Here is a 21,167-nt window from a genome sequence, read left to right on the forward strand (position 1 = left end):
AAACTATTATACTTATTTTTATAGAAAATGTCAATAAAATAAATAAACAATTTGGAAGTTTCAGTCTGACTTACAAAAAGAAAAGGAGTTTTCACTCCTTTTCACAGATTGAAGACAAAGTCCTTATAAAAGTGTCTTCTAAAGATTTTAACTTCAATTTGAAGCGAGGTTATCCTCGCTTTTTCTATTTATCAAACAATTCCTTATTTTCAATTAAGAGTTCTAGTGGAGATTTATCCCTTGCTTCAATAAAACCAGGTTCATATTGGTTATGAAGTGTTCTTTTCTGAGAAGTTGGATCAATATACAACTCATCTCCATCTTCTGTGTATAGTTGGTTGCCTCTTGTTAAGTAAAGTAAATCCTCTAAGTACTGTCCATCAGTTTCTAGAAAATCTTCGATGTATTTGACAGCTTTTAAAATCTCACTTACTTTATCAGAGTATTCATTAGATTCAAGAACACTCTTTTCTAACTCAATCTCTTTACTAGTTCCAAATAGTTGGGTTGGAGTTGCATTAAAATATTCTGCTATCTTATCCAAATTTGCAAAGGTAGGATAGCTTTTTTGTTTTTCGTAATCAGAGATGTCTGGAAAGATTGCTCATAAAAAAATGTGGGGCAAATGATGGGGCAAATCAGTTATAGACAAGCAAAAAAGCCTTATAAATCAAGGCTTTTTCCTGTTGATTTAGATGCCCCCTGCAGGGCTCGAACCTGCGACCCATAGATTAAGAGTCTACTGCTCTACCAACTGAGCTAAGGAGGCAAAAAAAAGCTGTATTGGTGCCGAAACTTCACGGTTTGTATTGAACCCGCGCAATTAAGCAGGTGGGCAACTTGCTCTAACTGAAGCTGCTTCCGCGTGATACGGCCTGCATGCTGTTAGAAGTCCTTTGTTTCCCTAATAATACAAAAAATAGTCGGTCAACACTTAAGTGTGAAGTCGTACACCACAGCGTTTCTATATGTATATGATACCATATTTCAAAAAAATTTCAAGGGAAAATCTCAATTTTTTGGAACCGATATCACCTTTTCTTGAGTTGATCAATCTTCTCTTTTGTCGCCCCTAGGGCTCGCTCGTATTTGCCATTTTCATTGGGAGTGAAATAAGAGACCCCCTTAAGCTTGTCTGGTAGGTAGTCCTGTTGGACCCAATTGCCAGGATAATTGTGAGGGTACTTGTAGTCTTGGGCATTTCCCAGTTCCTTGCTTCCAGCATAATGACCATCGCGGAGGTGGCGAGGGATAGGAAGATTGCCCGATTTCCGGAGATCAGACAAGGCCTTATCCATGGCGACGTAGGCCGAGTTGGACTTAGGCGAAAGTGCCAGGTCAATGACGATGTTGGCGATGAGGATGCGGGCTTCGGGAAAGCCGATGCGCTCCGCTGCCTGAAGGGCTGTCACCGTATGGATCTGTGCATCTGGATTGGCCAGGCCGATATCTTCGTAGGCAATGACCGTCAAGCGACGGGCTAAGCTAGGGAGATCGCCCGCTTCAATCAAGCGTGCGGCGTAGTGGAGACTAGCATCGACATCGGATCCGCGGATGGACTTTTGCAGAGCAGAGAGGACATCGTAGTGGCCGTCTCCATCCTTGTCCATGGTGATATAGCTGCGCTGGAGGCTGTTTTCCATGATGTCGAGACTGATGTGGCGAACGCCATCCTCCCCTTCCTTGGTAGAGAGAACAGCCAAATCGAGAGAATTATAGGCAGAACGCAGGTCTCCATTGGTCGAAGTGGCGATGAAATCCAAGGCTTCCTCATCGAGGGTAACAGGGAAGTCAAAGCCCCGCTCAGGGTCGCTCAGTGCCAACTGGATCGCCTCTTTGACCTGTTCATTGGTCAAGGGTTCCAGCTCAAAGATCTGCACCCTACTGCGAATGGCAGGCGTCACGGAAAAGAAAGGATTTTCGGTTGTAGCGCCGATCATGATGACCAGACCGCTCTCCAATAAAGGCAGGAGAAAATCTTGTTTGGTCTTGTCCAAGCGATGAATCTCGTCCAAGAGCAGGACTAGACCACCTGAAAACTTAGCTTCCTCTGCAATCTCTTGCAGGCGTTTTTTACTGTCGACAGTTGCATTGAAGGTCCGAAAGGCATACTTGGTCGTGCCTGCGATGGCAGAAGCAATACTGGTCTTGCCAATCCCTGGTGGGCCAAAGAGAATCATGGACGAGAGACGATTGGCCTCCACCATGCGGCGGATGATTTTCCCTGGGCCGACCAGGTGTTCTTGTCCGATGACCTGATCAATGGTTTTGGGGCGCATGCGCAGGGCGAGATTGTCCGGCATGAGGGTCTCCTTTCTAGCTTTGTCTCCTTTAAAAGAGGCAGTTTTTATGGTAAGATTGTAGTAACTATTGTATCATATTCCGCTCTAAGAGTGGGAAATTAGAAAGAGGACATGATGTCTAAATATGGATTTTTGGATGTTTTAGAAGAGGAAATGGAAAAGGTCTTTCCCTTTGACTTTGAGATCAATTGGGATAAGAAGAATCATGCGGTAGAAGTGGCTTTTCTCTTAGAAGTACAAAACACAGGAGGGGTTGCCTTGGTCGATGAGTCGGGGGAAGAGTCTGACGAGGATATCTTCTTTGAAGAAGCCGTCATCTTCTACAATCCAGCCAAGTCGCATGTGGAAGAAGATGCCTATTTAACAGCCCTTCCGTATGAGCCGAAAAAAGGCTTGTCTCGGGAGTTTCTAGCTTATTTTGCGACCTTCCTAAAGGATACAGCCGAGCTGGCCTTGGATGACCTCATGGATTTCTTAGCAGACGAAGAAGCAGAGAGCTTTGAGATCGTCTGGAACCAAGAAGTTTTTGAAGAAGGCAAAGTCGGCCTGGAAGAAAGCACCTTTTACCCTTATCCGAGATATTAGAAACGAGTGGGTGAGTTGATGAAAAAACTTGGGACCTACCTGGTTTACGGCCTGTCCTTTCTTCTCTTGATGGGGGCTTTTGCCTTGGGGACGATCGCCTTTACGGAGTTAGGTTTTCAACTGGTTTTTGTACCGGGGTATCTCTTCACTTTTTCTAGCATGTATCTCATTTTCATTCTCCATGAACTGGGGCATGCTTTTTGTGGCTATCTGACGGGCTATCGGCTCGTCGCTTTAGGCTTGGGAAGTTTTCTCCTGACTAAAAAAGCAGGGAAGTTTCGTCTTAGTCGCACGGCCGTTCTGAAAAATGTCGGCGCCCAGTATATTGGACTAAAAGAGGATGAAAGTGACCAACGAATGATCTTGATGCTCTCCGGTGGTTTGCTGGTTCATTTGACTTTACTTATCGTATCCATCCTTTTTGGAGTTCTGACACAGAGTTGGTATTTTGCAGGCACTTGGATTTGTCTCAATCTCTCCTTCATTTTGGCCAATGCTCTCCCCCTTGGGATTACAGATGGAGCTAAAATTTTAGAATTGATGCACCATCCTGAAAATGTACCCTATGCTTATCTAGGATTGCGCCATTCTGCTCAGACCCTGCTAGCACCAGAAGATTACGATCTAAAAGATTTTGTTAGACCTGTTCCTGAGGAGGCGCAAGGAGGCTTTGTGGAGGGTGTCTTAGCCCTTCAAGGAGAAGTCTTGATTCTAGAGGGCAATCGCGAGGCGGCTAAGGAGCAGTTTCAGGCTTTACTGGAGAGAGCAGATAATCCGATGATTCAAACGGCTGCTCAGTTATCCCTACTGCATATCGCCTTGCTGGAAGGAGATGATGATAAAGCAGAGGAGTACGCGACCATTCGACGAGTCAAGTCTTTTTTGTCGATGAAATTGACCAATATACAGGCGGTCCAAGCCTGGTATCAATTTACCGTCAAGAAGGATTTGGCCCAGACCCACAAGGCGATCAAGATTGCCAGACAGAAGATGGATGTGAGTCGCATGTTGCGGGATGAGAAAGCCTATTACCAGCAGTGGTTAGATGAGTTGGAACAAGCCATACAGGAAGAAGAGACCCAGGTGAACTGAGAAAAGGAAAGAGAGCTGTACGATGCTTCAGATATTTAAGCGGTTATTTAGTAAAAAATCCCAAAAATCTCAAGAGCGTGAGTCGATCCTTCCTCGAAATCGCTTTGCGGATCTTGATTTCGAGCGAATATTGAAGTCTGGAACTCGTCGACTTGTCGATGAGGAGGGGCGCTATGCAGAAGATGGTACAGTCACAGAACTTGAATTTCCTGAAGACTTTGCGGAATTTGAATTTCTAGTTGGTTTTAATACGGAGGAAGAAGAGCAGTTTCAGCAACTATTAGCTAGTTTGAATAGTTTTGACAATGCCATTCAGTCCCATTTGGAAAGTGAGATGCAACAACCTATCCCTCAGTATGCCAAGAATCTCGGTTATACTCAGAAGAGGTGGGAGAAAACCTTTTGCTTCCATCCTTGGATATTAAGCGGTGAGGAAAACCCGCCTAATCTTCGCTATGTTGCAGATTATGTAAACGATGAGTTTACGGTTTATTTTGCGAAAAGACATGGCAGATGGCTGGCGTACTGGGATGCAGAGTGCCAAAAAGTAATCGAAGAAAGCTAGCTCGTATTTTCCTAGAGAGTAATTGTTATCATAGAAAAGAGTAAATATCATGGAATTATTGGATAGCAGAATGGATTTCCAAGGTTGCAAGATTGCCTTGATTTGTGGGGATAAGGTCTTGACTATCTTACGTGATGACAAGGACGATATCCCTTGTCCCAACATGTGGGAGTTGCCAGGTGGTGGTCGTGAAGGAAACGAAAGCCCTTTCGAGTGCGCAGCGCGTGAAGTTTATGAGGAATTGGGAATTCATTTAGATGAAGACTGTCTGCTTTGGAGCAAGATTTATCCTAGCGTAATCTTTAAAGACAAGCAATCGGTCTTTATGGTTGGTCAGCTAAGACAAGAACAATTTGACAATATTACCTTTGGGAATGAAGGACAGGCCTATAAACTGATGCCTATTGAGGAATTTTTGAAGTCTAAACAGGCAGTGCCTCAGCTACAGGGGAGATTGAGGGATTATTTGGAGGAAGGTTTATGATAACACTTGTTCGAGCGGGAGCAGAGGATTTAGAAACTATTATTGCAATTCAGAGAGCTAGCTTTAAGGCTGTTTATGAAAAATACCATGATGAATATGACCCTTATCTCGAGGACCGCGAACGAATCAAATGGAAACTAGTCGAACGTCCCAATAGCTATTACTACTTTGTAAAAGAAGATGAAGAAAACATCGGATTTTTACGAGTTCAGACCAATGCCGAGTTAACGGAAGCTTGGTTGGGGACCGCAGCGATTCTGCCTCCGTATCAGGGAAAAGGGTATGGATCTGAAGGATTGCGCTTACTAGAAGAGGAATTTTCAACTGTTAGACAATGGGACTTGTGTACGGTGTTACAGGATGCAGGCATGGTTGCGTTCTACGAGAAGAATGGCTACCATCAAACCCATATCGAGCCTGAAAAAGAAGGCATGGATATGGTCTACATGAAAAAATTGATAGAGAAATAGAAAGGACGGTTCAGTTAAATTTTTAAACTGAACCCGCCCTAAACACGGTGCCAAAAAGATAAACTTCTCTTAGACACAAACGTCTTCAGAGAGTTTCCTATTTTGGCTTTGTGTTTTACGGGCTTGGTATCTTAATAATGGAAACATGGCAAGAGTTAAAAGTTACAGTCAAGCGTGAGGGAGAGGAGTTGGTCTCCAATCTCTTGATTGAGTTAGGTGCCCAGGGTGTTGCGATTGAAGACAGTATGGACTATGTGGGCAACGTCGATCGCTTTGGTGAGATTTTCCCTGAGGTCGAGCAACAAGAAGAAATTGTGGTGACAGCCTACTATCCTGAAACGGTTGATGTGGTAGCGGTTGAAGCGGACTTGCAGGCTCGCTTAGCAGAATTGACGGATTTTATGGACTTAGGAGAAGTCAAGATTGGTACTACTGCCTTGGCGGAGGAAGACTGGGCCGACAACTGGAAGAAATACTATGAACCAGCTCGCATCACTCATGACTTGACAATTGTGCCGTCATGGACGGACTATGAGGCGACTGCGGGAGAAAAGATTATCAAGTTAGATCCAGGTATGGCCTTTGGAACTGGGACCCACCCAACAACCAAGATGAGTCTTTTTGCCTTGGAGCAGGTTCTTCGTGGTGGCGAAACAGTGCTAGATGTGGGGACTGGTTCAGGAGTTCTTTCTATTGCTAGCTCACTTCTGGGTGCCAAGGAAATCTTTGCCTATGATCTAGATGATGTGGCAGTTCGCGTCGCTCAGGAGAATATTGAACTCAACCCTGGCATGGAAAATATCCATGTGGCGCCAGGCGATTTGCTCAAGGGGGTGGAGATTGAAACAGATGTCATCGTGGCCAATATCTTGGCGGATATCCTCATTCATCTGACAGATGATGCTTATCGCTTGGTCAAGGATGAAGGTTACCTGATCATGAGTGGCATTATCAGGGACAAGTGGGACATGGTCCGTGAGTCGGCGGAAGCAGCTGGATTTTTCCTTGAAACCCACATGATTCAAGGGGAATGGAATGCCTGCGTCTTCAAGAAGACCAAGGATGTCTCAGGTGTGATTGGAGGCTAGCATGCAGCAGTATTTTGTCAAAGGTCTTGCCACATCACCTGTCACCATCGAGGACAAGGAGACCAGCAAGCACATGTTTCAGGTTATGCGCCTGAAAGAAGATGATGAGGTCGCTTTAGTATTTGATGATGCCATTAAGCGTTTGGCGCGCGTGGTCAATGTGGAGGCGCGTCAGTTTGAGCTGGTTGAGGAATTGGATGACAATGTGGAACTACCTATTCAAGTGACCATCGCATCAGGCTTTCCCAAGGGGGATAAACTGGAGTTTATCACTCAAAAAGTAACAGAGCTCGGTGCTAGTCAAATTTGGGCCTTTCCTGCCGATTGGTCAGTTGCCAAGTGGGATGGCAAGAAATTGGGTAAAAAGGTTGAGAAACTAGAAAAAATCGCCCTTGGAGCAGCAGAGCAAAGCAAGCGGAATCTTGTTCCAAGCATTACCCTTTTTGAGAAAAAGGCAGACTTTCTAGCCCAACTCGACCAGTTTGACCGCATCGTGGTGGCCTATGAAGAGTCAGCTAAAGAAGGAGAATCAGCTGCGCTTATCCAAGCTGTCGCTGGTCTTGAAAAAGGAGCTAAACTGCTCTTTATCTTTGGTCCAGAAGGTGGTTTATCCCCTGCAGAAATTGAAAGTTTTACAGCCAAGGGAGCGGTCCTTGCAGGACTTGGTCCTCGCATCCTACGAGCAGAAACAGCGCCACTTTACGCTCTCAGCGCAGTGAGTGTTGTCACAGAATTAATGAAAAACGCGTGAAGGTGATCTTCACGCGTTTCTTCTATATCTTATTTTATTCAGAATTTATTCGTTTTCTTATTTTTTATATATTACAAATTAATGGATTTTTTATAAAAAATGGAGTATTTGTATAAAAAAGGAGCCTACGTTTGGGATTTCTGGCTGATAGTGCTGGAAAGCTCCTCAAATAGCATGAAAGTCAATCGGACTAGTTTTCATATAGAGCTAAAAGTGATAGAATAGAAGGCAAGAAAGTGGAGAAAACTAGATGCCGAAAGAAGAACCTTTAACAGGGGGCCAGGTTATTGCCCTTACCAAAAAATACTTGTCGGGAGAGGATGTTGCATTTGTAGAAAAAGCTCTCCTTTATGCAGTCGACTGCCATAGTGGGCAATTCCGTAAATCAGGTGAACCCTATATCATCCACCCTATTCAAGTTGCCGGCATTTTGGCAAAATTGAAGTTGGATGCTGTGACGGTTGCTTGTGGTTTTTTGCACGACGTTGTCGAGGATACAAACGCGACCCTAGATGATCTAGAACGTGAATTTGGGCACGATGTCCGAGTGATTGTTGATGGAGTGACCAAGCTCGGGAAGGTCAAATACAAGTCCCATGAAGAGCAGCTGGCAGAGAACCACCGCAAGATGCTCATGGCCATGTCTCAGGATATCCGTGTCATCTTGGTCAAGCTAGCAGACCGCTTGCACAACATGCGGACTTTGAAGCATTTACGCAAGGACAAGCAAGAACGGATTTCCCAGGAGACCATGGAAATCTATGCGCCGCTAGCCCACCGTCTCGGGATTTCCAGCGTCAAGTGGGAATTGGAAGATCTATCCTTCCGTTATCTGAATGAAGTCGAGTTTTACAAGATTTCCCATATGATGAAGGAGAAGCGACGCGAGCGGGAAGCCTTGGTAGAGGAAGTCGTCCAAAAGATCGAGTCCTATGCGGCAGAACGCCACCTTTATGGGAAAATCTATGGTCGTCCTAAGCATATCTACTCCATCTACCGCAAGATGCAGGATAAGAAGAAGCGCTTTGATGAAATCTATGACTTGATTGCCATCCGCTGTATCCTAGAGTCACCAAGTGACGTCTATGCCATGCTGGGCTATATTCATGAGCTCTGGAAGCCCATGCCAGGTCGCTTCAAGGACTATATCGCCAACCGCAAGGCCAATGGTTACCAGTCTATCCATACGACTGTCTACGGTCCAAAAGGTCCCATCGAGTTCCAGATCCGTACCAAGGAAATGCACGAGGTTGCTGAGTACGGGGTTGCGGCCCACTGGGCCTATAAGAAAGGGATCAAGGGCCAAGTCAATAGCAAAGAATCAGCTATTGGGATGAACTGGATCAAGGAGATGATGGAACTCCAAGACCAGGCGGATGATGCCAAGGAATTTGTCGATACGGTCAAGGAAAACTATCTGGCTGAAGAGATTTATGTCTTTACCCCAGATGGAACTGTCCGTTCCCTTCCAAAGGATTCTGGACCGATCGATTTTGCCTATGAGATCCATACCAAGGTAGGGGAAAAGGCTGTCGGAGCCAAGGTCAATGGCCGGATGGTGCCTCTCAATACCAAGCTACGGACAGGGGATCAGGTGGAGATTATCACCAATGCCAACTCCTTTGGTCCAAGTCGTGACTGGCTCAATATCGTCAAGACTAGCAAGGCGCGTAATAAGATCCGCCAATTCTTTAAGAACCAAGACAAGGAACTCTCGATCAACCGTGGACGAGAGTTGCTCATGGCTCAATTCCATGAGCATGATATGATTGCCAACAAGTTCATGGACAAGAAGCACATGGACAAGGTCTTGCAAAAGACCAGCTACAAGACCGAAGATGCCTTATTTGCGGCCATCGGTTTTGGAGAAGTGGGAGCCATCTCTGTCTTTAACCGTTTGACGGAAGAAGAGCGCCGCGAAGAGGAAAAAGCCAAGGCGCGTGCGGAAGCAGAAGAGCTGGTCAAGGGTGGCGAAGTCAAGGTTGAAAATAAAAAAGACACCCTCAAGGTCCGTCATGAAGGTGGCGTGGTCATCCAAGGAGCTTCTGGTCTCTTGATCCGGATTGCTAAATGTTGCAATCCCGTGCCAGGAGATACAATTGTCGGCTACATTACCAAAGGACGTGGGGTTGCTATTCACCGTCAAGATTGTATGAACCTGCGGGCCCAAGAAAACTACGAGCAACGTTTGATCGATGTCGAGTGGGAAGACAATAACACGACCAAGGACTACATCGCCCATATCGATATTTACGGCCTCAACCGTGCAGGCCTCCTCAACGATGTCCTTCAAGTCCTCTCCAACACGGCTAAGATGATCTCAACCGTCAATGCCCAACCAACCAAGGATATGAAATTTGCCAATATCCACATTTCCTTCGGGATTCCAAACCTGTCTATGTTGACAACGGTTGTGGATAAGATTAAGAGTGTGCCGGAGGTGTACTCTGTTAAGCGTACCAACGGCTAATCTTCTGCGAAAATCGACTTCATACTGCGTTAGTTTCGACTGGTCTAACTACAGTTATGCCTGCGTCTCACTGCCTTGTCTGATGTCGATGTTCTTTGAAGATTGAGAAGCGTGGTCAGAACTCTTTTATTGCTTGGTAGCTCGCCTCGCCGTACTTCAGTACTGTCTTCATCTCGCTGCCTTGCTCTAAAAGCAACTTTATAGCCTCTGTTTTTTCAAAATAGTTGCCTGCTTTTCATCGTCTTATTTGAAGTCGATGTTCTTTGAAGCTTAGTGGTGAGCCCAATAGATTGTTTAAATAGGATAATAAGATGAAATTAGTGATTCAACGGGTCAAAAGGGCCTCGGTTTCTATTGATGGTCAAGTCTATAGTCAGATTCAGGATGGGCTTCTGCTCTTGGTGGGAGTGGGGCCGGATGATGACCAAAAGGACCTGGAATACGCGGTGCGGAAGGTCACCCAAATGCGGATTTTCTCGGATGAAGAAGGGAAGATGAACTTATCTGTCAAGGATATTCAAGGGGAAATCCTATCTGTTTCGCAGTTTACCCTCTTTGCCCAGACAAAAAAAGGCAATCGTCCAGCCTTTATTGGGGCAGCCAATCCAGAGATGGCCAGCCAGCTCTACGATGACTTCAATGATTTGTTAGAAAAGGAAGTCCCTGTCAAACGAGGGATCTTCGCTGCAGATATGGCAATCGAACTCATTAATGATGGCCCAGTGACTATCATCCTCGATACGAAAAATCCATAAAAAAACAAGCCCTTGATTAAAAGGCATGTTTGAATGTAGACAAATTACTTTTTACTTAGGATAGCTGGATAATTTTTCAAAAAAATTCTTATATTACTCTGGATTGTCAAAGTAAATCCGAAACTTTCCGCTGTGAGAAAAATGCTTGAAACATTGTTGTTTCAAGCATTCGGGAGTTTTGAAACCTTAGGTTCAAAACTAAGTCATGGAACTTCGTAGAAGTTCGCTGACGTCCGTACTCACCTAAGGAAAGTTTCTAGGAATACTATTTCTTCAATCTGACATGCCCTTTATCAAAGGGCATGTTTTTCTATGTAAAGTTGTTGGGCAATCAGATGATTGATTTGGATGTCTTGGTCTTTGATCTGGAGATGATAGAGGCCGGTGTAATCATCATAGCCTTTGAAGAGAATGACATCTCCAATGGTCAGCTGGATCTGGTCTAAAAAATTCAGCAATTCAAAGCTATCCTGGACTCTTCGCAAACGATAGGTTCCCAGTTCGCTGACATCACTCAAACGGTCCTGGTAAGCCTCGATGAGAAGTTTTCCTTTAGGTGGAATGGTTCCTCCGTGGGGGCAGGTCTTGGGAGTGTCTAACATTTGGTCAAGTTTATCTATAAAGCGGTCGGAGACAGTATGCTCGAGCACTTCAGCTTCTTCATGGACTTCTTCGGCCGTATAGCCCAGTTTTTTGAGCAAGAACACTTCAATCAATCGGTGCTTGCGAAAGAGATCGGAAACTGTTTGAAGGCCGAGCTCGGTAAGCAGATAGCCGTGGGTCTTATCCTTGATGAGGAGATTCTCCGAGATCATTCGCTTGACCATCTCAGTCACGGCTGGAGGCGAAACCTGCATCCGGGCCGCAATCTCTTTGTTACTAATTTTTTCATGTTGCGTGCCGATTTCATAGATGCACTTGAGGTAATCTTCTTTATTCGGTGTCATAGGGTCCTCTTTTCTTCGCTCCTTCTAGTATATCAAAAAAAGCACAAAATGGCTTGGCCAGTGGATAGGAATTGTCTGGGAGGGCGAAAGATGATAGTATAGAAGCATAAACTGAAAACAATATGGAAAGGAGGGTGCAAATGCAGCGACAGGAATTGGAAAAACTGGGCTGGACGACCAGAGGTCTCAGCTACTTAGAAGAACGACTGCAGTCTTGCAAAGATGAAGCAACAAGGCAAGACTCTTACCGCTCTGTCTTCGTCTTTGCCAGCCCTCTTTTCCAAGAGATGTGGCAGAGAGAACTGCAAGGGTTGACGGAAGGCCGTGCCCAGGCCCTCTTAAGAGGGGTCATGCACCTCTGTCTCATGCCACGGGATTTATCGGGGACCTGTGAGGAGACCGCCTTCTTACTGAAGCGGTTCTGGCCAGCTTGCCCCCCTCATTCACCTTTTTGGTCTTCTTTTTCAAGAGTGGTCCAAGTAGCATTTGCTCAGGATCCATTGGCTAGCAAAGAGGGAGACCAGCTCTTAAAACGCCAGGTCCACCAGTTCCGCTATCTGCTCTCTGCCTATCAGACCCAGTGGATTCGGGAGCATTATGCCAAAACTGGACAGACGGATGAAGAGGCGCTACAAGCTTACTTGCAGGAGACAAAAAGAATTAAAATCGATGCTTATGCAGCGGCTCGTCTCCATAATAAGGTCTATGTGGATCAAGACGGCCAACTCGCCTTCCCATCTCGTGCTCAGGCCCAATTGAATTTTAAGGTCTTGCTCAACTTTCATACAGAGTATATCCTGGATCAGGGTGGCCAGTTTCTCAACGAAGTGGATCCGAATCAGATTTCTGAAAATGGCATTGTCAATGGAGCCAGTTTCAACTATGGCTTAGCTAGAGGACATACCCATAAGGACTTGGATATCGATCCCGTTAAACCGTGGGATCCAGCTTTTCGCAAGAAGGTTCTCTATCAGCAAGGTGTTCGCTATCTAGCTCCGAAGAATGATCGCAGTATTGAAGGCTACTGGAGTCGGAAGGGAACCTTTGCACAAGGAGGCAAGAGCTATAAGCAACAAGTAGCAAAGCGCGTGCGGAGTTTCCTCAGAGGCATCCCACGCTTACGCTGGCGACTTTTACTCAAGAATGGGCTCCATCGGATTTTATAGTAGTCCTCTTTCGGATTGAAGAAAAAGGACTCTTAGAAACTCACCTAAGGAAAGTCTCTGAACAGATTTTGTAGATAAAGTAAAAAGAGGTCCTAGACCTCTTTTTACTTTATCCAAGTGCTTTGACGGCTTCGATTGCCGCGTCGTAATTGGGTTCGCTGTTGATGTTGTCTAGGTATTCGACGTAAGTGACCTTGTTGTCTGCATCTAGGACCAAGACAGCGCGTGCGAGCAAATGCCATTCATTGATCAAGAGGCCATAGGCTTTTCCGAAGGAATGGTCGAAGTAGTCTGAGATCATGATGGCATTTTCGATCCCTTCAGCAGCACACCATTTACCTTGAGCGAAAGGAAGGTCGACAGAAACTGTCAAGACCACAGTGTCCTCCATGTCAGAGAGGGCCTGGTTGAAGTGACGTGTTTGAGTAGAACAGATACCTGTGTCAATGGATGGGATCACACTGAGGACTTTTTTCTTGCCAGCAAAATCAGCCAAAGATTTTTTCTCCAAGTTTGGCGTAGTCAGTGAAAAGTCGTGGGCGGTATCGCCAACTTGGAGTTGAGATCCGGTAAAGGTAACAGGGTTTCCTAAAAATGTTGTCATAGCAAAGACTCCTTTTTTCTTTTCATTGTACATTAATGAAGGGGGAAGAGCCACTGATTTGTTTGAGAATCTAATCAGCTTTAGAGACTTATTTGTTCAAACCTTCTGCGATTTTCTCCAAATTCCATTTCATCATGCTGTAGTAGCTGTCGCCTTCTTCCCCTTCTTTGGCAATTGAGTCAGTAAAGATCTTTGCAAAGATAGGGATATTGCTATCCTTAGACACAGTTTTCATAGGACGCTCATCGACACTGGATTCGACAAAGAGGGACGGTACTTTGGTTTGACGCAATTTCTCTAGTAGCGTTTTGATTTGTTCAGGTGTCCCTTCTACTTCAGTGTTGATTTCCCAGATATAGGCAGATGGGACGCCGTAGGCTTTGGAGAAGTACTTGAAGCAACCCTCACTGGTTACGATCATCTTCTTCTCTGCTGGGATGTTATTGAATGCTTGCTTGGCTTCTTGGTCTAACTTACTTAGTTTTTCAGTATAGGCTGCTAGATTTTTTTCATAGAAGTCCTTGTTTTTTGGATCTTTGGCGATTAATTGTTTGGCAATGTTTTTAGCGTAGATGATTCCATTTTCGAGATTGAGCCAAGCGTGAGGGTCTTCTTTTCCAGCTTGGTTTTGGCCTTCTAGGTAGATGACCTCTACGCCATCGCTGGCAGCGAAATAGTCCTTGTTTTCTACTTTATTAGCATTTTTGACCAATTTGGTAAACCAAGCATTGCCACCCGTTTCGAGGTTGATCCCATTGTAGAAGATCAGGTCTGCTTGTGAAGTTTTTTTGACATCTTCTGGGAGTGGTTCGTATTCGTGGGGATCTTGGCCGACAGGGACAATACTGTGGAGCTCGATTTTGTCCCCAGCGATATTTTTGGTGATATCTGCGAGGATGGAGTTGGTGGTAACCACCTTCAATTTATCAGATGAGGACTTAGAAGAAGAGCCTTTGCTACAGGCCAACAGGCCAAATAAGAGCGCCACAAAGAGGGCGAGGACAGAAGCGATTTTTTTCATGTGTTTCTCCTTTAATGAGGTGAAAGAGCGTGCTTATTCTTTCTCTGCTTAGGAGCGATAAAGAAGCTGATGAGAAAGAAGATGGCAGAAGTGAGGACGATACAAGACCCGACAGCGATGTTGAAACTGTAGCCAATAAAGAGTCCTAGGATAGAGGCTAGGGCACCTAATCCGGATGAAAGGAGCATCATGGACCATAGGCTATTGGCATAGAGGTAGGCTGTCGCAGCAGGTGTGATGAGCATGGCGACAATGAGAATGGTTCCGACACTTTGCATAGCAGTGACAGAAACCAAAGTCAAGAGCACCATGAGGAGGTAGTGATATATCTTGACCCGGACGCCCATGGATTGAGCCAGAACGGGGTCAAAAGAAGTGAGCAGTAGGGGACGAAAGAGCAGGACAATCACCAGTAAGACTGCCACCCCAACACCGATGGTTATCCACATATCCTGGTCTTGCACGGCCAAGATATTTCCAAAGAGGATGTGGAAAAGGTCGGTGGAACTTTTAGCGACTCCGATCAGAATGACTCCTAAGGCGAGGAAAGAAGAAAAGGTAATCCCAATTGCAGTGTCGCTCTTGATGATGGAGTTGCTCTTGATATAGGTGATGAGGATGGAAGCTAATAGCCCAAAGGCAATGGCGCCAATAAAGAAATTGATGCCCAGGATAAAGGACAGAGCCACCCCTGGAAGGACTGCGTGCGAGATGGCATCTCCCATAAGAGACATGCCTCTTAAAATAATGAAGCATCCAACAGCTCCAGCGACAATCCCGATGGCAATAGCTGTAATCAGGGCATTTTGTAAGAAGTGGAATTGCTGTAATCCATCGATAAATTCTGCAATCATCCGACGCCACCTCCTATAAAGAGTTCATGCCCATAGGCTGCATGCAGATTCTCCTTGGTAAAAGTTTCCTCTGTTTTCCCAAAAGCGATCAGCTTGCGGTGAAGGAGGAGGACCTGGTCAAAATAAGCTGGGACCTTGCTGAGGTCATGATGGACGATCAGAATGGTCTTGCCTTCTTTTTTCAAGGTCTGAAGGGTCTGCATAATGATGTCTTCGCTGACAGAGTCAATCCCTGCGAAGGGCTCATCCAAAAAGATGACATCCGCTTCTTGGACCAAGCAGCGGGCGATCAGGACCCGTTGGAATTGCCCTCCCGAAAGCTGGCCGATCTGGCGATCCGCTAGATCAAGAAGATTGACAAGTTTCAAGGCATTTTCTACTTTTTTCAGATCCTCTTTGCCTTTTCTCTTGAAGATAGAAAGATGGGGGTAGAGGCCCAGTGAGACACACTCCCGCACCGTGATGGGGAAGTGGAAATCAATAGCGGATTTCTGTTCGACGTAGGCCACTCGTTGAAGAACTTGGCCGAGGTCCTTTTGATCGAGCTGGACCTTTCCCGAATGGGGGAGAAGTCCTAGCATGGCCTTGATTAGGGTTGATTTCCCAGCTCCGTTGGGCCCAAGAATTCCTAGGATAGTTGGACCCTGGATGGTGAGGGAAAGATCCTCCAAGGCCAGTGTTTGCTGGTAGGCAACACTTAGATGTTCAATTTGAATCATGATTTTACTCCTTTACCATTAATATACATAAATAAAAAAATTAAGTCAAGTTAATTTTTAAAATAATTTAGGTTAAATCTCTTGTAATCATTGAAAAATAGACCTATTTTTGATAAGGTTATTAGAAAAGAATGAAAGCGAGAAGATCATGGTACGTTTACAAGATGATTTTTATGATTACGTCAATGGGAAATGGGCTGAGACAGCAGTGATTCCTGATGACAAACCGTCAACCGGTGGTTTTATGGACTTGATCCAAGACATCGAAAACTTGATGTTGGATATTACCGGAAAATGGCAACGGGGAGAAGAGCTACCTGAAGACAGCATTCTGCAAAACTTCGTCAAATACCACAAAATGGTGGCAGATTTTGATGCGCGGGAAGCAGCCGGTGTGGCTCCAGCTATGCCTTTGATCAATGAAATCAAGGCCCTTTCTTCCTTTGAAGACTATACCAGCAAGTTAGGCACCTATGAACTAGCTGGCAAACCAAATCTCTTGCCATTTAGCGTATCACCAGACTTTATGAATGCCCAAATGAATGTCTTGTGGGGAGAAGCACTCGGTTTGATCTTGCCTGATACGACCTACTATGAAGAAGGCAATGAAAAAGGCCCAGAGTTATTGGCTGTTTGGCGTCAAATGGTTGAAAAGCTTTTAGCAAAATTTGATTTCTCAGAGGAAGAAATCAAAGATATCCTGGATAAGGTGATTGCGGCCGATGCAGAATTGGCCAAATATGTCTTGTCAAACGAAGAAAAATCCGAGTACAACAAACTCTACCATCCTTATGAGTGGGCAGATTTCAAGGCCTTGGTTCCAGAATTGCCACTCGATACCTTCTTTACAGAAGTGATCGGGCAAACGCCAGATACTATCATTGTTCCAGAAGAGCGCTTCTGGAAGGAATTTGCGCCAAAATTCTACTCAGCAGCCAACTGGGAAACCCTTCATGCCAAGTTGAAACTCAGTGCAGCTCTTTCTTGGACGTCTTTCTTGACTGAAGAAATCCGTGTCTTATCTGGTGAGTATAGCCGTACGATTACAGGGACACCAGAAGCACGTCCGAAAGAAAAAGCCGCTCTGGCCTTGGCGGAAGGGCCTTATAGCCAAGCGCTTGGACTCTGGTATGCGGGCGAAAAATTCTCACCAGAAGCGAAAGCAGACGTAGAGCATAAAGTAGCGACCATGATTGAGGTTTACAAGGATCGCTTAGAAAAAGCGGATTGGCTCGCTCCTGAAACTCGTGAAAAAGCCATTGTCAAGCTCAATGTCATCACACCACATATCGGCTACCCTGAAAAATTACCAGAAACGTATGCCAAAAAGATCATCGACGAGAGCAAGACCTTGGTGGAAAATGCTCAAAAATTGGCTCAAATTTCCATCGAGCATGTCTGGAGCAAGTGGAACCAACCAGTCGATCGGAGCGAGTGGCACATGCCAGCTAATATGGTCAATGCCTACTATGATCCGCAACAGAACCAAATCGTCTTCCCAGCAGCGATTCTCCAAGCACCTTTCTATGACCTTCACCAATCATCATCAGCTAACTATGGCGGAATCGGTGCAGTCATTGCCCATGAAATCTCCCACGCCTTTGACACCAATGGTGCTTCCTTTGACGAGCACGGTAGCTTGAAAGACTGGTGGAAGCCAGAAGATTATGAAGCCTTTACCGCTCGGACTCAAAAAGTTATCGATCAGTTCGAAGGTCAAGACTCATACGGTGCCAAGATCAACGGGAAATTGACCGTTTCTGAAAACGTGGCAGACCTTGGAGGTATTGCTGCAGCCCTTGAAGCGGCGAAGAAAGAAGTAGACTTCTCAGCAGAAGAATTCTTCACCAACTTTGCTCGCATCTGGCGCATGAAAGCTCGGACAGAGTACATGCAACTTCTCGCCAGTGTTGATGTCCACGCACCAGGAAAACTCCGTACCAATGTTCAATTGCCAAACTTTGACGAATTCTTTGAAACCTTTGATGTCAAAGAAGGAGATGGCATGTGGCGCGCACCAGAGGATCGTGTAATTATTTGGTAGTCTCGACTTCAGTTAAGCAATTGATTGATTTTCTTGATCGCTCGTGAAAAAAAATAAAAATCCCCGAAGCCAAGTTTCAGCTGACTGAAACTAGCTTTGGGGATTTTTGAGTGTATTAGAAATAACAGTGAATGTCATGATCTAAAAAAACTTGCTGGTAGTCATATAAATCTTCTGGATGCAGAGCCTTTATTCCTTCCATTTCATAGCGACGTCCTAAAAGCTTGTATTTGTTTTCTCCAAACTGGTGAAATGGGAGAAGCTGTACTTCATCGATGTTGAGAGAATTAAAAAGAGAAGCAAATTCTTCAGCATCGTTTAAAGAGTCATTGAAATTAGGAATGACTGGAATACGTAAAACGATTGTTTTGTTTTGAGCAAAGGCATAATGAATATTTTTAATAATCAGATGATTGTTGACTCCGACAACCCTCTTATGTTTAAGTGTATTGTAATGTTTAAGGTCTGTATAAATAAAATCGACATACTGAATGAGATCGACAAATTTTTCATGTTCAACAAAAGCTGTCGTTTCGATTGCAGTATGAAGTCCAACTTCTTTCGCAGCTTTTAAGATAGATTTGGCAAATTCAAATTGAGCAAAGATTTCTCCACCAGACAGGGTAAGGCCACCACCAGATTCTTCATAGAAATCAACGTCTTTTAAGACATCGTCTATGATTTCTGTGACTGTTTTTTCTTCTCCCGCGATAGTTTCCTTTTTAGTAACAGCATCTAACATTTTTTCAGGATTTGCACGCTGGGATTCAGGATTGGAGCACCATGGACAACGCAGGGGACATCCTTTTAGAAATACAGTAGTTCGGATGCCAGGGCCATCATGGATACTAAAGTGTTGGATGTTAAAGATAATGCCACGATTTTGTTCCATATTTTGCTCTCCTATCAATCTAGTAAGTCTATTATACATTATTTAAGAAACTAATTCAATTACGAACGAAAGTTTATTTTGTTTTGAAATCACTCAGAAATTTGCTAAAATAGAGAAGAGGTAAAAACAATGCAACGTTTAGATGAAATATTGAAATTAGTATCGGAGTTTGAAAAGATAGATGTCAATAGCTTGTCGGAGAAATTACAAGTCTCTAAAGTAACCATTCGAAAGGATTTGGACAAGCTAGAATCAAAAGGATTATTGCATAGGGAGCATGGCTATGCAGTTTTAAACAGTGGAGATGATATCAATGTGCGATTGTCCTTTCAATATGATACCAAGAAAAGAATAGCCCGGGAGGCCGCTAAATTAATTAAGGATAACGACACGGTTCTGATTGAATCAGGCTCTACGTGTGCCCTACTAGCGGAAGAAATTTGCCAAACAAAAAAGAATGTCAAGATTGTGACAAATTCTTATTTTATTGCAGATTATATTCAGGAATATGATTCCTGTAAAATCATATTACTGGGTGGTGAGTTTCAAAAAGAGTCGAGAGTGACTGTAGGTCCGCTTTTGAAAGAATTAATTCGCTCGTTTAGAGTTCCCTTTGCTTTTGTAGGGGTTGACGGATATGATGATGAACTTGGCTTTACTGGGAAAGATATGATGAGAAGTGAAGTTGTTCAAGCTATGTCCGATGTTTCTAAAGAAGTGATTGTCTTGACGGATTCAAGTAAATTTGAGAAATGTGGGACTGTCAGACGATTTGCACTTTCACAAGTTTCTAGAGTCATAACGGATAAGAATATATCTCAAGAAGCGAAAGAAAAACTTGAGGATTCGCAAACGATTTTAAACTTAGTATAAGAAGGAGAAGTCAATTGAAAGATGAACGGAAAAAGTTACTTGCTAAATTAGCCTATCTATACTATGTTGAAGACAAAAGTCAATCGCAAATCGCAGCAGAAACTGGAATCTACCGTACAACTGTCAGCAGAATGTTAGCGGAGGCTAAAAAAGAGGGAGTTGTAAAAATTGAAATTGAAAATTTTGATACTCGCCTCTTCCATTTAGAAAATTATATCAAACAAAAATATGGCTTGAAAGCTATCGAGATTATACCAAATCTAGTTGATGAGCCACGAGAAAGCCTTGAAAAGCGGCTAGCGCAAGCTAGTGCTGTCATGCTTCGAAATTTGATTGAAGATGGAATGACAGTTGGTTTTTCATGGGGCAAGTCTCTCAGATTAATGGTGGAACAAGTTGGAACTAAGCGTTTGGATGGTGTTCAATTTTATCCCCTAGCTGGAGGTCCCAGTCATATCCATGCTCGCTACCATGTCAATACTCTAATCTACAGTATGGCGAGTAAATTTCATGGAGAATGTCATTTTATAAACGCGAGTGTCATTCAAGAAAATTCTGAGGTAACGGAAGGCATCTTATCTTCTAAGTATTTCGAGGACTTGAAAGCTAGTTGGCGTTGTTTGGATGTTGCTGCTGTAGGGATTGGTGGCCATGCAGATAGCAAGAATCCTCAGTGGTTTGATATGCTAACAACAAATGATTTTAAGAAATTGGAGTCGGAACATGCTGTAGGAGAAGTCTGCTGTCGTTTCTTTGATCAAGAAGGTATCCCCGTTTATCCTGAATTACAGGAAAGAACAATATCTATCACATTGGAGGAATTGAGAAAGGTTCCGAATACCATCTCGTTAGCCTATGGTGATCAAAAAGCAAAAGCAATTTTATCGGTTTTGAAAGCCAACTATATCAATCATTTAGTCACAGATGAAGCGACGATCTTAAAAGTTTTAGAATTAGATGGTGATCAGCAATTTACTAAAAAATAGGACAGCAAGGATGCAGTCCTTATTTTTTTGAGTTGAATAGCACAATTGTGCAAAAAAACAAAAATAATAATCAAATGTTGTAGTTTTTATTGACCGGCAAAAATATAAATGGTATATTGACAATAGAAAAAGCGCTTTCATTAGATTGACAAAGGAGTGTAGTGCACATGGAAATAATTGTTGCAGACCAAATTATTATGGGCTTAATTTTAAATGCGGGTGATGCTAAACAGCATGTTTACCAAGCTTTATCATATGCTAAGGAGGGTGATTTTACATCTTCTGAAGGCGAAATTGCAAAAGCAGATGCAGCATTGCTAGAAGCGCATAACTTGCAAACCCAATTTTTAGCCCAGGAAGCAAGTGGGACAAAGACAGAGATTACAGCTTTGTTTGTGCACTCACAAGATCACTTAATGACTTCAATCACAGAGATTAACTTGATTAAAGAAATGATTGACTTACGAAAAGAACTTTCAGCGAAACAATAAGGAGGAA

General features: G+C 44.0%; 22 protein-coding genes, 1 tRNA gene and 1 other RNA gene. 14 read left to right on the plus strand and 10 right to left on the minus strand.

From position 1 onward, the window contains the following. Nucleotides 1–184 precede the first annotated feature (184 nt). The 4 genes from ABT997_RS08110 to ABT997_RS08120 all read right to left on the minus strand — a co-directional run bounded on the left by ABT997_RS08110 (nt 185) and on the right by ABT997_RS08120 (nt 2,303). A complete protein-coding gene (locus ABT997_RS08110; RefSeq protein WP_225305933.1) occupies nt 185–601 on the minus strand; it encodes a helix-turn-helix domain-containing protein in 417 nt (138 codons plus the stop codon). Between the two features lie 95 nt (nt 602–696). Next, nucleotides 697–769 (minus strand) — tRNA-Lys (locus ABT997_RS08115). A 2-nt stretch (nt 770–771) separates the two neighbouring features. Then, nucleotides 772–965: non-coding RNA, 6S RNA (ssrS, locus tag ABT997_RS09830), on the minus strand. A 66-nt stretch (nt 966–1,031) separates the two neighbouring features. Then, nucleotides 1,032–2,303 carry a replication-associated recombination protein A gene (locus ABT997_RS08120; RefSeq protein WP_350019120.1) on the minus strand — a complete coding sequence of 424 codons (1,272 nt, stop codon included), beginning with the start codon at nt 2,301–2,303 and terminating at the stop codon, nt 1,032–1,034. 114 nt (nt 2,304–2,417) lie between these two features. Here ABT997_RS08120 and ABT997_RS08125 point away from each other — a divergent pair, with 114 nt between their 5' ends. The 9 genes from ABT997_RS08125 (at nt 2,418) to dtd (ending at nt 10,563) form a co-directional block, all read left to right on the plus strand. Next, nucleotides 2,418–2,888 carry a DUF3013 family protein gene (locus ABT997_RS08125; protein ID WP_023027600.1) on the plus strand — a complete coding sequence of 157 codons (471 nt, stop codon included), beginning with the start codon at nt 2,418–2,420 and terminating at the stop codon, nt 2,886–2,888. An 18-nt stretch (nt 2,889–2,906) separates the two neighbouring features. Beyond that, nucleotides 2,907–3,980 (plus strand): site-2 protease family protein, encoded by a 1,074-nt coding sequence (locus tag ABT997_RS08130; protein WP_129270384.1) that lies wholly within the window; start codon nt 2,907–2,909, stop codon nt 3,978–3,980. Nucleotides 3,981–4,002: 22 nt separating this feature from the next. Then, complete coding sequence (locus ABT997_RS08135) at nt 4,003–4,545, plus strand: hypothetical protein (RefSeq protein ID WP_129270386.1); 543 nt, start codon at nt 4,003–4,005, stop codon at nt 4,543–4,545. Nucleotides 4,546–4,594: 49 nt separating this feature from the next. Continuing rightward, entirely contained in the window at nt 4,595–5,029 is a 435-nt protein-coding gene (locus tag ABT997_RS08140; protein ID WP_031574864.1) for an NUDIX hydrolase, read from the plus strand. Next, nucleotides 5,026–5,499, plus strand: coding sequence for a GNAT family N-acetyltransferase (locus ABT997_RS08145; RefSeq protein ID WP_117744950.1), 474 nt, complete (start codon nt 5,026–5,028; stop codon nt 5,497–5,499). The genes ABT997_RS08140 and ABT997_RS08145 overlap by 4 nt, the downstream gene beginning before the upstream one ends. A 137-nt stretch (nt 5,500–5,636) precedes the next feature. Further along, a complete protein-coding gene (prmA, locus tag ABT997_RS08150) occupies nt 5,637–6,587 on the plus strand; it encodes a 50S ribosomal protein L11 methyltransferase (protein WP_129270388.1) in 951 nt (316 codons plus the stop codon). A gap of 1 nt (nt 6,588) precedes the next feature. After that, on the plus strand, nt 6,589–7,338 hold the full coding sequence (locus ABT997_RS08155) for a 16S rRNA (uracil(1498)-N(3))-methyltransferase (protein WP_350019121.1): 750 nt from the start codon (nt 6,589–6,591) through the stop codon (nt 7,336–7,338). Nucleotides 7,339–7,588: 250 nt separating this feature from the next. Then, nucleotides 7,589–9,808 (plus strand): RelA/SpoT family protein, encoded by a 2,220-nt coding sequence (locus ABT997_RS08160; protein ID WP_350019122.1) that lies wholly within the window; start codon nt 7,589–7,591, stop codon nt 9,806–9,808. Nucleotides 9,809–10,119: 311 nt separating this feature from the next. Next, a complete protein-coding gene (dtd, locus tag ABT997_RS08165) occupies nt 10,120–10,563 on the plus strand; it encodes a D-aminoacyl-tRNA deacylase (protein ID WP_347087357.1) in 444 nt (147 codons plus the stop codon). Nucleotides 10,564–10,856: 293 nt separating this feature from the next. Here the strand turns inward: dtd and ABT997_RS08170 are convergent, their stop codons facing one another. Beyond that, nucleotides 10,857–11,510: a metal-dependent transcriptional regulator gene (locus tag ABT997_RS08170; protein WP_350019123.1), complete on the minus strand. Its 654-nt coding sequence runs from the start codon at nt 11,508–11,510 to the stop codon at nt 10,857–10,859. A 140-nt stretch (nt 11,511–11,650) separates the two neighbouring features. On the opposite strand from ABT997_RS08170, the gene ABT997_RS08175 reads away from it, so the two are divergent. After that, a complete protein-coding gene (locus ABT997_RS08175; protein ID WP_350019124.1) occupies nt 11,651–12,676 on the plus strand; it encodes a DUF3114 domain-containing protein in 1,026 nt (341 codons plus the stop codon). 109 nt (nt 12,677–12,785) lie between these two features. Here the strand turns inward: ABT997_RS08175 and tpx are convergent, their stop codons facing one another. The 4 genes from tpx to ABT997_RS08195 all read right to left on the minus strand — a co-directional run bounded on the left by tpx (nt 12,786) and on the right by ABT997_RS08195 (nt 15,874). Further along, nucleotides 12,786–13,280, minus strand: a complete 495-nt coding sequence (gene tpx, locus ABT997_RS08180; protein ID WP_048717579.1) for a thiol peroxidase — start codon at nt 13,278–13,280, stop codon at nt 12,786–12,788. An 88-nt stretch (nt 13,281–13,368) separates the two neighbouring features. Next, a complete protein-coding gene (locus ABT997_RS08185; protein ID WP_061564678.1) occupies nt 13,369–14,301 on the minus strand; it encodes a metal ABC transporter substrate-binding protein in 933 nt (310 codons plus the stop codon). An 11-nt stretch (nt 14,302–14,312) separates the two neighbouring features. Continuing rightward, nucleotides 14,313–15,155, minus strand: a complete 843-nt coding sequence (locus tag ABT997_RS08190; protein WP_048717582.1) for a metal ABC transporter permease — start codon at nt 15,153–15,155, stop codon at nt 14,313–14,315. Next, nucleotides 15,152–15,874: a metal ABC transporter ATP-binding protein gene (locus ABT997_RS08195; protein WP_048717584.1), complete on the minus strand. Its 723-nt coding sequence runs from the start codon at nt 15,872–15,874 to the stop codon at nt 15,152–15,154. Before ABT997_RS08195 ends, ABT997_RS08190 begins: the two co-directional genes overlap by 4 nt. Nucleotides 15,875–16,022: 148 nt before the next feature. Between ABT997_RS08195 and ABT997_RS08200 the strand changes: the two genes are divergently transcribed. Then, nucleotides 16,023–17,918, plus strand: coding sequence for a M13 family metallopeptidase (locus ABT997_RS08200; RefSeq protein WP_048717585.1), 1,896 nt, complete (start codon nt 16,023–16,025; stop codon nt 17,916–17,918). Nucleotides 17,919–18,033: 115 nt separating this feature from the next. On the opposite strand, the gene ABT997_RS08205 is transcribed toward ABT997_RS08200, so the two are convergent. After that, a complete protein-coding gene (locus ABT997_RS08205; RefSeq protein ID WP_023022128.1) occupies nt 18,034–18,810 on the minus strand; it encodes a glycyl-radical enzyme activating protein in 777 nt (258 codons plus the stop codon). A 129-nt stretch (nt 18,811–18,939) separates the two neighbouring features. Here ABT997_RS08205 and ABT997_RS08210 point away from each other — a divergent pair, with 129 nt between their 5' ends. From ABT997_RS08210 to ABT997_RS08220, 3 genes are all read left to right on the plus strand, one after another. Continuing rightward, the gene (locus tag ABT997_RS08210; RefSeq protein ID WP_023022129.1) at nt 18,940–19,683 is read left to right on the plus strand and encodes a DeoR/GlpR family DNA-binding transcription regulator; all 744 of its coding nucleotides are present in this window, start codon (nt 18,940–18,942) and stop codon (nt 19,681–19,683) included. 14 nt (nt 19,684–19,697) lie between these two features. Beyond that, complete coding sequence (locus ABT997_RS08215) at nt 19,698–20,669, plus strand: sugar-binding transcriptional regulator (RefSeq protein ID WP_023022130.1); 972 nt, start codon at nt 19,698–19,700, stop codon at nt 20,667–20,669. Between the two features lie 167 nt (nt 20,670–20,836). Beyond that, nucleotides 20,837–21,160 carry a PTS lactose/cellobiose transporter subunit IIA gene (locus tag ABT997_RS08220; protein ID WP_006595062.1) on the plus strand — a complete coding sequence of 108 codons (324 nt, stop codon included), beginning with the start codon at nt 20,837–20,839 and terminating at the stop codon, nt 21,158–21,160. Nucleotides 21,161–21,167 lie beyond the last annotated feature (7 nt).

This window comes from Streptococcus australis, assembly GCF_040226615.1.
Taxonomy (GTDB): Bacteria; Bacillota; Bacilli; order Lactobacillales; family Streptococcaceae; genus Streptococcus; species Streptococcus australis_E.